The 13679-nt window shown below is 71.7% G+C and carries 11 protein-coding genes; 7 read left to right on the top strand and 4 right to left on the bottom strand.

The genetic code is table 11. From position 1 onward, the window contains the following. The first annotated feature begins 120 nt into the window (after window positions 1-120). Window positions 121-1290, top strand: coding sequence for an LCP family protein (locus OOJ98_RS01120; protein WP_267052716.1), 1170 nt, complete (start codon window positions 121-123; stop codon window positions 1288-1290). A gap of 104 nt (window positions 1291-1394) precedes the next feature. On the opposite strand, the gene OOJ98_RS01125 is transcribed toward OOJ98_RS01120, so the two are convergent. Beyond that, a complete protein-coding gene (locus OOJ98_RS01125) occupies window positions 1395-1889 on the bottom strand; it encodes a VOC family protein (RefSeq protein ID WP_267052717.1) in 495 nt (164 codons plus the stop codon). A gap of 274 nt (window positions 1890-2163) precedes the next feature. Between OOJ98_RS01125 and OOJ98_RS01130 the strand changes: the two genes are divergently transcribed. Beyond that, a complete protein-coding gene (locus tag OOJ98_RS01130) occupies window positions 2164-3834 on the top strand; it encodes a class I adenylate-forming enzyme family protein (protein WP_267055456.1) in 1671 nt (556 codons plus the stop codon). Window positions 3835-3900: 66 nt separating this feature from the next. Here OOJ98_RS01130 and OOJ98_RS01135 read toward each other — a convergent pair whose 3' ends face one another. Continuing rightward, window positions 3901-5208: a M6 family metalloprotease domain-containing protein gene (locus tag OOJ98_RS01135; protein ID WP_267055457.1), complete on the bottom strand. Its 1308-nt coding sequence runs from the start codon at window positions 5206-5208 to the stop codon at window positions 3901-3903. A 359-nt stretch (window positions 5209-5567) separates the two neighbouring features. Here OOJ98_RS01135 and OOJ98_RS01140 point away from each other — a divergent pair, with 359 nt between their 5' ends. Both OOJ98_RS01140 and OOJ98_RS01145 read left to right on the top strand, forming a co-directional pair. After that, a complete protein-coding gene (locus OOJ98_RS01140; RefSeq protein WP_267052718.1) occupies window positions 5568-6224 on the top strand; it encodes a TetR/AcrR family transcriptional regulator in 657 nt (218 codons plus the stop codon). Window positions 6225-6345: 121 nt separating this feature from the next. Beyond that, a complete protein-coding gene (locus tag OOJ98_RS01145) occupies window positions 6346-7890 on the top strand; it encodes an MFS transporter (RefSeq protein WP_267052719.1) in 1545 nt (514 codons plus the stop codon). 69 nt (window positions 7891-7959) lie between these two features. Here OOJ98_RS01145 and OOJ98_RS01150 read toward each other — a convergent pair whose 3' ends face one another. Further along, a complete protein-coding gene (locus OOJ98_RS01150) occupies window positions 7960-8451 on the bottom strand; it encodes a MarR family winged helix-turn-helix transcriptional regulator (protein WP_267052720.1) in 492 nt (163 codons plus the stop codon). Between the two features lie 138 nt (window positions 8452-8589). On the opposite strand from OOJ98_RS01150, the gene OOJ98_RS01155 reads away from it, so the two are divergent. Further along, complete coding sequence (locus OOJ98_RS01155; protein WP_267052721.1) at window positions 8590-9375, top strand: dioxygenase; 786 nt, start codon at window positions 8590-8592, stop codon at window positions 9373-9375. 389 nt (window positions 9376-9764) lie between these two features. Further along, window positions 9765-10763 carry an RNA polymerase sigma factor RpoD/SigA gene (locus OOJ98_RS01160; RefSeq protein WP_267052722.1) on the top strand — a complete coding sequence of 333 codons (999 nt, stop codon included), beginning with the start codon at window positions 9765-9767 and terminating at the stop codon, window positions 10761-10763. Window positions 10764-10898: 135 nt separating this feature from the next. Here the strand turns inward: OOJ98_RS01160 and OOJ98_RS01165 are convergent, their stop codons facing one another. After that, the gene (locus OOJ98_RS01165) at window positions 10899-11891 is read right to left on the bottom strand and encodes a YafY family protein (RefSeq protein ID WP_267052723.1); all 993 of its coding nucleotides are present in this window, start codon (window positions 11889-11891) and stop codon (window positions 10899-10901) included. A 63-nt stretch (window positions 11892-11954) separates the two neighbouring features. On the opposite strand from OOJ98_RS01165, the gene OOJ98_RS01170 reads away from it, so the two are divergent. After that, the gene (locus OOJ98_RS01170; RefSeq protein ID WP_267052724.1) at window positions 11955-13484 is read left to right on the top strand and encodes an MFS transporter; all 1530 of its coding nucleotides are present in this window, start codon (window positions 11955-11957) and stop codon (window positions 13482-13484) included. Window positions 13485-13679 lie beyond the last annotated feature (195 nt).

Here is a 13679-nt window from a genome sequence, read left to right on the forward strand (position 1 = left end):
TTTCTTGTAGTGTGCGGTAACGCCCTGTGCGTACGCATGCCGAGTTCTGAGGTCTGGGGCTCGCGGAGCTCCGGGGGAGTTCTCGGGGTTGCTCGGGTCGCCGACGGACGGAGTCGAGGGATGGCACACGGACCTCGCTGGGGCCGGATACCCCGGTTCGGCCGCAGCGCCCGCACCACCGGCGCCGGCCGGACCTTCCCGCCACCCGGATCCGGCCTGACCCCCCGGACCCGCCGGCCTCCCCGGGCCCACCGGTTCAGCCGCACCACGCGCATCGTGGTCTGCTCCCTCCTCGGGCTCCTGCTGATGGCGGGCGGCGCGGCCGCGTACACCTGGCACCGGCTGAACCAGAACATCACCGGTGTCGAGCTGGGCTCGCTGCTCACCCCGGCCGCCTCGGCCACCTCCGACCTCAACATCCTTGTCGTGGGCTCCGATTCGCGGGCCGGCAAGAACGGCACCCGCGCGGGCGGCGGCGACGACACCGGCCGTTCCGACACCACGCTCCTGCTCCACGTGTACGGCGGCCGCAAGAAGGCGGCGCTCGTCAGCATCCCGCGCGACACCATCGTCGACCGCCCCGCCTGCACCACCGCGTCCGGCCGCAGGCTGGAGGCGCGCGAAGGCGTCATGTTCAACTCCGTGTACGAGACGGGCGGCGCCCCCTGCACGGTCGCGGCGGTGGAGTCGCTGACCGGAGGGCTGCGCGTCAACCACTACGTCGAGGTGGGCTTCAACGGCTTCGCGGAGCTCATGGATGCGCTGGGCGGCACCGACGTCACCCTGGTCAAGCCCATCGACGACAAGGAGAGCGGGCTCCATCTCGCGGCCGGAAAGCACCACTTGAACGGCCAGCAGGCGCTCGACCTGGTCCGCACCCGGCACGGCGTCGGCAACGGCAGCGACCTCGGCCGGATCCAGCTTCAGCACCAGTTCCTGACGGCGCTGATCGGGCGGATCACCGGGGGGAACCTCCTGACCGACCCGGCCAGGCTCTTCGACGCCGCCGACGCCGCGACGAAGTCCCTGACCACCGACACCTCCCTCGCCCACGTCGGCAACCTCGCGTCGCTGGCGTACTCGATGCGGGGACTCGGCGCGCGGGACGTCCAGATGGTCACGCTGCCGGCCCAGCTGGAACAGGGCGACGAGGACCGTCTGGTGCCGGACGCGGCCAGGGTCGCGAAGGTCTGGGCGGCCCTGAAGGCCGACCGCCCGGTCCCGGAGGACGCCCTGACCGGCACGGCGTCGGTACCGAACGGAATCGGCCAGGTCGTGATGCCGGGGTGAGGGCGGGCGTCGGGTTCCCGTCGGCCGTCGGGGTGCCCGCCGTCGTCGGGCCGCGCGCCGTGGTCGTCCGGCTTCCCCTCGGCCGTCGGGCTTCCCGCCCGGCGTCAGGCTTCCAGTCCGCCGAGTCCGCCGAAGCCCTCGTGGCGGCCCTCCTCGACGACGGGCATGGGGGCGGGCGGGACCGCATCCCCGTGCCACTTCTCCAGGAAGGCCGCCTGCCGGGTCACGTCCACCAACTCGACGCGCGCGCCGATGCTGTCCAAGTGGTGGTAGGCGAACGGCCGGCCGTAGGGGCAGCCGGAGAAGTCCGCGGGGAAGCCGGCGCCCTCCAGCCGGCGCGTCCCCTGCTCGACGGAGCTGGTCCAGTAGCCCAGATGGTCGAACCGGGCTCCCTCCGAGGCGTCCCAGGGGCTGCCGGCGGGCCCCTCGATCAGCTCGATGAACGGCGGGCCGCCGCGGGTGAAGGCGATGCGGAAGTCCCACGCGCCGATCCGGTCGGCCGCCGGGTCGCTCCACTCCGCGCCCACGGACCGGCCGAGGTCCGCCATGGCGCGCTCGATGTCCGGTACGGCGAAGCACACGTGGTAGAAGGCAGTCATCGGCTCATGATCGCGCAGGGCGCGGTCCGGCGTCCCGGTCCGCCCCCTACCCCATTCGGTTGTGTTCTACACCGACCTTGACCGGCGCGGGGGAGCGGCATAGCGTCGGGGACCACTGGGACTGAGCAGGCGCTTAGGAGGACTTCCCGTGGTGACGACAGGGGCGACCGGGGCGGCAGGGGCACGGGACGGTGATGCGCGGCCGGACGGCGCGGAGCCGCGGTCGGGAGGCCCGGAGCCGCGGCCGGACGGGGCGCGGCCGGGTGCGGCGCACATCGAGCCCCGCCGTGCCGAGGAGCTGCTCACCGCGCCGGGTGCGCCCTTCGCCGTCGTGCGGGGTGAGTCGGGCGCCCTCGAATACGCCACCGGGCCGCGCACCCTGCGGGAGTTCGCCGAGACGGTGTGGGCGTTCGGGGACCGGCCGTTCCTGATCGCCGAGGGCCGTACGTACTCCTACGCCGAGTTCTTCGCCGCGTCCTGCGCGCTGGCCCGCCGCCTCGCCGACGTCTACGGGCTGCGCCCGGGTGACCGTGCCGCCATCGCCCTGCGCAACCATCCCGAATGGCAAGTCGCCTTCTGGGCAGCGCAGTTGGCGGGTCTTGTCGCGGTGCCGCTGAACGCGTGGTGGACCGCCGACGAGATCGCGTACGCCCTCGACGACTGCGCGCCGCGGGTGGTGCTCGTCGACGGCGAGCGCCTGGAGCGGGTGGCCGGGTGGGCCCGTGCGCGGAAGGTGCGCGGCATGGTCTTCCACCATGCGGGCGGCGCGCTGCCGGACGGGTTCGAGCGGTGGGACGACGTCGACGAGCTGACCTCGCCCGACGCGGGTGCCGGGCCGCCCGACGTCGATGTCTCGCCGGACGCGGACGCCACCGTCATCTACACCTCCGGCACCACGGGCCGCCCCAAGGGCGCCGTCGCCACGCAGCTCGCGCAGGCCGGTGCGGTGATGAACCCCCGCTTCCAGGCGGCCATGTCGATGCTCGGACGCGGCGTCGTGCCGGGGCAGGGGCCCGCCCCCGTCACCCTCATGACGTTCCCGTTCTTCCACGTGGCGGCGTTCACCGCGGTGTACGCGGCGATGTCGGCGGGCGGGGCGCTCGTCCTGATGCACAAGTGGGACGCGGGGCGCGCGCTCGCCCTGATCCGTGCACACAGGGTTACGCACTACGCGGGGGTGCCGACGACGGCGCTCCAACTCCTGGCCGCTGCCGAGGAGTCGGGGGACGGGCTCGACAGTCTGGCCGCGCTCAACACGGGGGGCGCGGCGGCCCCGCCGGGGTTGGTGAGCGGTCTCTCCGCGCGGTACGGCTCCCGCATCGAGCCGCGCAACGGATACGGGCTGACCGAGACGAGCGGCGGCGTGCTGGCCAACTACGGTGCGGAGTACCGCAGTTGGCCCGACAGTGCGGGGCGTCCGACGCCGGCGACGGAGGTGCGGATCGCCGGGGCGGACGGTTCGGCGCTGCCCGAGGGCGAGATCGGCGAGCTGTGGCTGCGCGGACAGTCGTTGGTGCGCGGGTACTGGAACGACCCGGAGGCCACGCGACTCGCCTTCCAGGACGGGTGGTTCAGGACGGGGGACCTCGCGGTGGTCCGGGACGGCCGGGTCGGGATCGTCGACCGAATCAAGGACATGGTGATCCGGGGCGGCGAGAACGTGTACTGCGTGGAGGTGGAGGGGGTGCTCCACGACCACCCCGCGGTCCTGGACGCGGCGGTGCTCGGGGTGCCCCATCCGACGCTCGGCGAGGAGGTGGCGGCGGTGGTGCAGGTCCGGCCGGGCACCCCGGTGTCCCCGGACGAGCTCCGGGCCCATGTGGCCGGGGTGCTGGCGGGGTTCAAGGTGCCGGCGCGGGTGGTGGTGCGCGAGGACCTGCTGCCGCGCAACGCGACGGGGAAGGTCCTGAAGAGGGAGCTGAGGGCCGAGTTGGGCGAGGCATAGCCCTCGCGCGGAGCCCGCGCCCCGCTTACGACCCGCGCGGAGCCCGCGCCGGGCTGCGCCCGGCCCTCAGGAGCGGGTCACCTTGACGTGGTAGTTGCCCATCCCGTCCACGCCCGTCACCGCGATCCGGATGCCGCTCGCCCGGTCCGTGAAGGTCTCGCCGGTGGCGTACGGGGCGTCGGAGAGTTCGGCGTTGACGTTGGGGCGGCGGGTGCAACCGCCCGTGGTGGGCTCGCTGTCCGAGACGTTGACCGGGCCACGGCCGGTGTCGATGGTGCCGTCGACGCGGTAGATCAGGACGCCGGGTTTGCAGACCCCCTCGTCGTTGCCGGCCTGGGTGCGGACCTCGACCGCGTACCCGCTGTCCTTCGTGACCGGCACGAAGAGCAGTTTGGGGCCGCCCTCGGTGGCGAGCGGGGTCAGCGCGTACTGGCCCTCTCCGGTGCCGGTCACACAGGACACCTGGCTGTTGTCGAGCCAGCCGAGCTTCCACTTGTGCCAGCCCAGCATGTCGTTGTTGGCGCCCCAGTCCTCGGACATGATGTCCCAGTGCCCGACGGCCCCGCCGCCCTGCGCGGTGTAGAGGTCGGGCAGCCCGAAGACATGGCCGTTCTCGTGCGGCAGCACCCGGTAGCCGGTCTGGGAGTACGAGCCGGAGCCGTCGTCCTGGCGGCTGTAGACGAAGGACGTGTTCGACAGGGGGACCCCGTCGGCGTACGGGGCGTCCTCGTTGCCGGAGAAGGTCACCGACAGGACCGTGTCCAGCGCGGAAGGGCCCGCGTTCGGTGTGACCAGGACGTTCACCAGGTCGTACTTGGAGAAGTTCACCCGTGAGCCGGCCGCCGCGATCATGTCCTGCACCAGCCGGTGGTAGCCCGGCTCGTAGGGGGAGCCGCGGTCGATCCCGTACGCCGAGAACGCCTTGGGCATCCGCAGCCACTGGGGGATCGGCGCCTCGGGGCGGTAGTCGAGCCGGCCGTAGGAGGCGTTGCGGAACCAGTTGCTGGTCTGCGGGAAGAACTCCTTGTACCGGCTGAGCGCCGTCCCGCTGCCCGGCGCGTCCGGGAAGTCGATCATCAGCGTGAGGGCGCGGACGATGCCGGTGGAGTGGGCGTACCCGGGCGGCGTCGGCATTCCCTCCGACATCTGCACGCCGAGCGTGGCCGGGATGCGGCAGGGGTCGAGCGGAGACTCGCCGGGGGCGGCGACCGGCCCTGCGGAGGCGCGGGTCGCGATGGTCAGCGTGGTGGAACCGGTGGTCAGCGCGGCGAGCGCGACCGAGGCGAGAGCGGCGCCGAAGAAGGTGGTCCGGCGCCTGGGGCGTATCCGGCGTCGAGGCGCCCGGACGGGGCGGGACTGGCTGACGTCCTGCATGCGCACGCCCTCGCCTTCGGGTACGCGACAGCAGGCCGGTTCCTGGCTGCGCTCGTCTGATCACCCTGTGTCGGGCGGGTCGGAGGCGCGCGCTGGGTAGCCCGAATGTGGGTATCCAGGGACGTATCCCCCCAGAGTGAGCGCGTGGCGCAGGTCACATCCGGGCCGGGAAATAAACGGGGAGGCTTTCCCCGTTTGAACACGTGTCCCCGCTAAACGGGGAGTGCTTCCCCGCTTGGGCCCCGGTCGGGCCCGGGACCGTTCCCTACGAGTCGCTCCGTGTGAGTCGATCCGTACGAGTCGATCCGTACGGGCCGTTCCCAGCAGGACGAACCGTTTTACGAAGAAGGAGCAGAGCCGTGCAGACTGCCGCCGCACCCGTCGCCGCGGAACCGCGCCGCGCCCCGCGTCCGCGGGCCGACGCCCTGCGCAACCGGGAGCGGATCATCGCCGCCGCACGGGAGATGTTCGTCGAGTTCGGTGCCGAGGTGCCGCTGGACGAGATCGCCCGCAGGGCCGGCGTCGGCAACGCCACGATCTACCGCCACTTCGCCGACCGCACCGAGCTCGTCACCAGCGTCGTGCTCTCCGTCATGGACCGCGTCTCGGCGCGGGCCGAGGCGGCGGCGGCCGAGGAGGCCGACCCCTTCGACGCGCTGCGCCGCTTCGTGCACGCCGCCGCCGACGAGCGGATCGGGGCGCTCTGCCCGATGCTCTCCGACACCTTCGACCAGGACCGCGCCGAGCTCAACGCGGCCCGCGCGCGCCTGGAGCGCGACGTCGAGGGGCTCATGGAGCGGGCCCGCGCCGCGGGCCGGCTCCGCACCGACGTCGCCGTGGGCGACCTCATGGTCGCCCTCTCCCAGCTGACCCGGCCGCTGCCGGGCACGCCCTGTCCGAACATCGACCAGTTCGTCCACCGTCATCTGCAGCTGTTCCTCGACGGGCTTCAGGCCCCGGCGCGGTCCGAGCTGCCGGGCAGTGCGGCGACCTTCGCAGACCTCCGGAAGGGTTGACCGTCCTTCGGGGCTGATCGCCTTTCCCTCTCAACTCCCTGTTAACCCAACGTAGTTGAACCAGCTGAACCGTAGTTACAACACTTTTCTCGGTACTCCGCGTCCCAAGGTGGCTACCCCCATGTCCAAAACAGTCGGTCTGGACAAGCCGGACCAGTTCTCCCTCGCCCCGGATCCCAGTCGCTGGAAGGCGCTCGCCTTCATAGCCCTGGCCCAGCTGATGGTCGTGCTCGACGCGACGATCGTGAACATCGCGCTGCCCTCGGCGCAGCACGCGCTGCACATCAGTGACGCCAACAAGCAGTGGGTCATCACGGCCTACGCCCTCGCGTTCGGCGGCCTGCTCCTGTTCGGCGGGCGCATCGCCGACCTGTGGGGCCGCAAGCGCACCTTCGTCGTCGGCCTGCTCGGCTTCGCCGCCGCCTCCGCGCTCGGTGGCGCCGCCACCGGCGAGGCGATGCTGCTCGGCTCCCGCGCACTCCAGGGCGCCTTCGGCGCACTGCTCGCGCCGGCCGCGCTCTCGCTGCTCGCGGTGATGTTCACCGACGCCAAGGAGCGCGCCAAGGCGTTCGGCATCTACGGTGCGATCGCCGGTGGCGGCGGCGCCGTGGGCCTGATCCTCGGCGGCTTCCTCACCGAGTACCTGAACTGGCGCTGGACCTTCTTCGTCAACATCCCGTTCGCGATCGTCGCGGCCGTCGGCGCCTACCTCGTCATCCGCGAGCCGGCCGGCACCCGCAACCGCTCGCCGCTCGACGTGCCCGGCGTGCTGCTGTCCACCACCGGACTGGTCGCCCTCGTCTACGGCTTCACCCGCGCCGAGTCGGCCGGCTGGTCGGACACGCTGACCATCTCGATGTTCATCGCGTCCGCCGTGCTGCTCGCCGCGTTCGTCACCCTTGAGGCCAAGGTGCGGCACCCGCTGCTGCCCCTGCGCGTCATCACCAACCGCAACCGTGGCGGCGTCTACCTCTCGCTGGGCCTCGCGATCATCGCGATGTTCGGCCTGTTCCTCTTCCTCACCTACTACCTCCAGGTCGTGCAGGGCTTCTCGCCGGTCAAGACGGGCTTCGCGTTCCTGCCCATGATCGCGGGCATGATCACCGGCTCCACCCAGATCGGCGCCCGCCTGATGACCCGGGTCCCGCCGCGCCTGCTGATGGGCCCCGGCTTCCTGACCGCCGCCGTCGGCATGCTGCTGCTGACCCAGCTCTCCGTCGACACCTCGTACGCCGGTGTCATCCTGCCCGCGCAGATCCTGCTCGGCCTCGGCATGGGCACCGCCTTCATGCCGGCCATGTCGCTCGCCACGATCGGTGTCGAGCCGCGTGACGCGGGTGTCGCCTCCGCGATGGTCAACACCTCGCAGCAGGTGGGCGGCGCGATCGGCACGGCCCTGCTCAACACCATCGCCGCCTCGGCGACGACGGCGTACGTCACCGGTCACATGGCGCTCGGCGCCACCAACCCCGAGCTCCTGAAGCTCCAGGCCATGGTGCACGGCTTCACCGCCGCCATCTGGTGGGCCGTCGGCATCCTGGCGGCGGCCTCCGTCATCGCCGTGACCCTCATCAACACCGGGCGCCCCGGCGCGAGTCCGGTCGCCGGATCGGGCTCGGGCGAGGACGCCGAGGACGAGGTGCGCATCCCGGTGGTCGCGCACTGACCCCCCGGCAGCACCCCGGAGGACTCCGGTAGCACCCCGGACGCACGACCTGCCCTGGCCCCGCCGATCTCAGCGGAGCCAGGGCAGGTCCGCTTTCGCGTCGGTGGGCTGGAGGCCCTGCGCCATCACCCGCATGATCTCGCCGAGCTGGTCCACCTGCTCGGGCGAGAGCCGGTCGAACATCGCCTGCCGTACGGCGGCGACATGGCCGGGCGCGGTCCGCTCCAGGACCTCGTATCCGGCGTCGGTCAGCGCGGCGAGCTGGCCCCGCTTGTCGGAGGGGCAGTCCTCGCGCAGGACCCAGCCGTTGCTCTCCAGGCGCGCGACGGCGTGCGAGAGCCGGGAGCGGGTGATCTTCGCGTTCTTCGCCAGCTCCGTCATCCGCAGCCGCCGCCGCGGCGCCTGGGAGAGCTGCACGAGCAGCCCGTAGTAGACGTGCGGCATCCCGGCGTCGCGCTGGAGCTGCCGGTCGAGGTGGTCTTCGAAGAGCCGGGTGGCGTGGAGGTAGGCGCGCCAGGTGCGCTGCTCCTCGTCGCTGAGCCAGTTAGGTGCCGAGGTCATACATCTACTGTACGGACACTTCTTGAATGTTGAACTAGATCGCGTCCGGGGTTACGCTGGCTCCATAAGCTTGAGAGTTCAAGCAAGAGCTCTGGCCGCCGGAGCGCCGGCCGGTCAGCGAGTGAGCCGGAGATCGCCATGACCGTCGCCCGACCCGAGCGCATGCCCGCCCTGTACCTCTCCCACGGCGCCCCGCCGCTCGCGGACGACCCGCTGTGGCCCGCGCAGCTTGCCGCGTGGTCCGCCGGCCTGCCCCGCCCCACGTCGATCCTCATGGTCTCCGCCCACTGGGAAGAGGCCCCGCTCGCGCTCGGCGCCACCGAGGCCGTGCCGCTCGTCTACGACTTCTGGGGCTTCCCCGAGCACTACTACCAGGTGCGGTACGCGGCCCCCGGCGCACCCGAACTCGCGGACTCCGTCCGCAAGTTGCTGCGCGCCCCGGGCACTCCGGTGCAGGACATCCCCGACCGGGGGCTCGACCACGGCGCGTACGTCCCGCTGGTGGAGATGTTCCCCGAGGCCGACATCCCGGTCCTCCAGATCTCCCTGCCGACCCTCGACCCCCGCGGGCTCTACGACATCGGCCGCAAGCTGGCGCCGCTGCGCGACGAGGGCGTACTGATCGTGGGCAGCGGGTTCTTCACCCACAACCTGGCCGCGCTGCGGCACCCCGGCGGCCAAGTGCCGGGCTGGTCCGCCGAGTTCGACGACTGGGGCGCACGGGCGCTCGCCGCGGCCGACGTCGACGCCCTGCTCGACTTCGAGCACAAGGCCCCCGCCGGGCGCCTCGCCCATCCGCGCACCGAGCACTTCGCCCCGCTGTTCGTGACGATGGGCGCGAGCGAGGGCGAGGCGGGTGGCGTGCGCAGCGTCATCGACGGCTTCTGGATGGGGCTCGCCAAGCGGTCGGTGCAGTACGGCTGAGCGGGCGGGAGCCCGGCGGGGGAGCCCGGCTGACAAATCGGGCATCGCGAGCAACCGGAACGCGGGGTGAGCCGTCTTCAGGGGTGGCAGTACGACGGCGGCCGGCTTCGGCCGCCGGTGAGGGCGGCCGGGGCGCATGTGATGGCGGTCTCACGGGTGAGGAGCTTGTAAAGGCCGAGGGCGGGCACCAGAACGGCCTCCGTACCGGCTCTGACCTGCGCCTCTGTACGGCCCTGCGGCACCTGTCCCCCTCTCGCGGCGCGACAGGGTACTGCATGATCACGAAAATGGATGGGCGGGTCGGGAATTCTGTCCGGATTCCAGCCGTTGTTTCCATCGGATGCAGGGCACCCGGGAGGGTGTCGCGACCACTCAGTAAGGGAGCACGCATGGCAACCCGCGCCGTCGCCCGCCGACAGTCCGCCTCTGGCGGTTCGGAGTCGGGAAGCAGGGTCCGCGCAGTCAGCGGTGAGATCGCCGACCGAGACCTGGTCGGTATGTACCTCGACGAAATCGCGCGTACGCCGCTGCTCGATGCCGCCAAGGAGGTCGAGCTCTCCCAGACCATCGAGGCCGGTGTGTACGCACGCCAGATCCTCGACGAAGGCGTGGAGAGCAAGGCGGCAGGAGCCTCGCGCGAGGAGCTGGAGGCGCTCTACGCCGCCGGTGAGCGCGCCAAGGACCTGTTCATCCGATCCAACCTCCGCCTCGTCGTAGCCGTCGCCCGCCGCTACCCGAGGGCCGGTCTGCCGCTGCTCGACCTCATCCAGGAGGGCAACGCGGGCCTGGTGCGCGCGGTCGAGAAGTTCGACTACGCCAAGGGATTCAAGTTCTCCACGTACGCGACCTGGTGGATCCGCCAGGCCATCACCCGCTCCATCGCCGACCAGTCCCGCACCATCCGCCTCCCCGTCCACCTCGTGGAGGAGCTGGGCCGCATCCGCCGGATCCAGCGCGAGTTCAACCGGGAGAACGGCCGGGACCCGGAGCACACGGAGATCGCCGCCGAGCTGGGCTCCACTCCCGAGCGCGTCGGTGACGTGCTCGACTGGGCGCGCGACCCGGTCTCCCTCAACATGCCGGTCGACGACCAGGGCGAGACCCAGTTCGGCGATCTGCTCGAAGACACCTCCGCGATCTCGCCCGAGCAGTCGGTGCTCACGCTGCTGCGCAGCGAGGAGCTGGACGACCTGATCGGCAAGCTCGACCAGCGAACCGCCTCGATCATCAAGATGCGTTACGGCATTGATGACGGTCGGGAGCGTACGCTGACAGAAGTCGGTAAGGAACACGGGCTGACCCGTGAACGGATCCGGCAGATCGAGAAGCATGCCCTGCTCGAACTGAAGAAGATGGCACGAGACACGGGCTTCGACGCGGCGGCCTAGGCCCCGCACCCCCAAGACGAGCTCCGGCACCCTCCCCCCCCTGGTGCTGGGGCTCCCGGCCCCGGCACCTTCCCCCCCTGGTGTCGGGGCCCCTCCCTTTTCCTCCCCCTCCCGGGGCGCGGTTCCGGGGCGCGCTCACTCGTCCGGCGCAACCGGCGTCGCCCGGATCAGACGCTCGCCCAGATCGTGCAGGTACGCGCTCATCGCGGGCGGCCCCTCGACGGTGAAGGCGCAGTCCACCAGGGCGAGCCGCAGCCCCACCCACTCCAGGGAGTCGGTGCACGAGGTGCGCAGCCGGCAGCGGTCCGCGCCCAGGGGCTCGGGCGCGCCCAGCGAGGCGGGCAGGCGGGCGGTCACGAAGTCGGCCGGGGCCTCGAAGGTGACGTCGATCTCCAGGACGGGAAGAACGGGCCGGAGCCGGTTCATCGAGGCCCGCACGAACTCCGCCGCGTTGGCCTCGGGCAGCTCGCGCGGCGCGAACCGGGCCCCGGTCGCGAACGGCTCGGTGATCCGGTCGACCCGGAACGTACGCCAGTCGCCCCGCTCCACGTCGTACGCCACCAGATACCACCGGCGGCCCGTGGAGACCAGGCGGTACGGCTCGGCGAGGCGCTTGGTGGCGGTGCCGTCGCCGGAGACGTAGCCGAACCGCAGCCGCTCCTCGCCGGTGACGGCGGAGGCCAGCGTGGTCAGGGTGCGGGGATCGACGGTGGCGCCGTCGCCGCGCCAGGCGCCGGACAGCGGCATCGTGGCCGCCTGGAGGTTCGCGACACGGCGGCGAAGACGCGAGGGCAGCACCTGCTCCAGCTTGGCCAGGGCCCGCACCGAGGCCTCCTCCACACCGTCCACCGCGTGGCCCGCGCCCGCCCGCAGGCCCACCGCGATGGCCACCGCCTCCTCGTCGTCCAGGACCAGCGGGGGCATCGCCTTGCCCGCCACGAGCCGGTAACCGCCGTCGGCGCCGCGCGCCGCCTGCACGGGATAGCCGAGCTCGCGCAGCCGGTCGATGTCGCGCCGCACCGTGCGCCGGGACACCCCGAGCCGCCCGGCGAGCTCGCCGCCGGGCCACTCGCGCGGGGTCTGGAGCAGGGAGAGCAGTTGCAGCAGCCGTGCCGGGGTGTCCGTCATACCGTCCAGGATGCCCGGTCAATGAGGACACGGTCTGACCTATAGGCGGTCTAGTTTCCTTCCATGACTTCCACCACGACCAGCAGTACCCCAGAGGCCGCGGCGAGCGCCGCAGCCGACCGCCGCCGGTGGTTCGCCCTGGCCATCGTGATGACCGCGGCCTTCATGGACCTGGTCGACGTCACGATCGTCAACATCGCCATACCGTCCATCACGAAGGACACCGGGGCGAGCTTCTCCTCGATCCAGTGGATAACCGCCGGTTACGCGCTCGCGTTCGCCGCCGGCCTGATCACCGGCGGCCGGCTCGGCGACATCCACGGCCGCAAGAAGCTCTTCCTGCTCGGCATCGGCGGCTTCACCCTCGCCTCCGCGCTGTGCGGCTTCGCCGCCAACCCGGAGATGCTGGTCGCCTCCCGCATCCTCCAGGGCGCGATGGCCGCCATGATGGTGCCGCAGGTCCTCTCGATCGTCCACGCCACCTTCCCGGCGCACGAGCGCGGCAAGGTGTTCGGCCTGTTCGGCGCGGTCGTGGGGCTCGGCGCCGTCGCGGGTCCGCTGCTCGGCGCGCTGCTCACCGAGTGGAACCTGTTCGGTCTCGAATGGCGCCCGATCTTCCTGATCAACCTGCCGGTCGGCATCGCGGGCCTGATCCTCGGCACCAAGTTCATCCGCGAGTCCAAGGCGCCCCGGGCCCTCAAGCTCGACCTAGTCGGCGTCGTCCTGGTGACGCTCGGCCTGCTCATGCTGCTCTACCCGCTGACCCGCGGCCGCGAGCTCGGCTGGCCGCTGTGGGGCTACCTCTCCATGGCCGGCAGCGTCGTGGTCTTCGGCGGTCTGATCGCGTACGAGCGGATGAAGGCGGCCCGTGACGGCTCCCCGCTGATCGAGCTGTCGCTGTTCAAGGTGAAGAGCTTCGCCGCGGGCATCGCCGTGCAGGCCACGTTCGGCGTAGCGCTCGGCATCTTCTTCCTGGTGTGGACGCTCTACATGCAGATGGGCCTCGGCTGGAGCGCCCTGCGCGCCGGCCTGACCGGGGTGCCGTTCTCCATCGCCGTCTCCGTCGCGGCCGGCCTGTCCGTGCAGAAGCTCGTCCCGCGCTTCGGCCGCAAGGTCCTCCAGGCGGGCGCCCTCACGATGGCGGCCGGGCTGCTGATCTACATCTGGGAGGCCGGCCACTACGGCCTGGCCATCGCTCCCTGGCAGATGGCGCTCCCGCTGGTCGTGATGGGGCTCGGCATGGGTCTCATCGTCGCCCCGATCACCGACGCGGTGCTCTCCGAGGTCCCCAAGGAGCACTCGGGGTCTGCGTCCGGGCTCATCAACACCGTGCAGCAGATGGGCAACGCGCTCGGCCTCGGCCTGGTCTCCGTCGTCTTCTTCGGCTCGATCGGCGACGGTCTCACGCCGCCGCGGCTGAACCAGGCGTTCGTCGACGGCTTCCAGCACTCGCTCTGGTACGTCGCCGGGGTCCTCGCGGTGATCTTCCTCGTGATGTTCGCGCTGCCGGCCCGCCCCAAGCAGCACGTCGAGGGCGCGATCGACGAGAGTGAACTGCTCGACCTGACCAAGGACGCGCAGCCGGTCGGCTGAGGCCGAGGCCGAGCCGGAACCGAAGCCGGGCGAGCCGCCCCCGCTCCAGCGGGGGCGGCTCCCGCGCGTCCGCGCCGTGGGCAAGATCACCAGAGGCCGAAGCCCGTTTGTGCCCGCAGGGTCCTCCGATCGACGTACGGGGCGACCGCACGGTCGTAACCTGGCTGAGCAACCACAAGTTCGGGCAGGGAACGG

This window comes from Streptomyces sp. NBC_00083, assembly GCF_026343295.1.
In the GTDB taxonomy this organism is placed as follows: domain Bacteria; phylum Actinomycetota; class Actinomycetes; order Streptomycetales; family Streptomycetaceae; genus Streptomyces.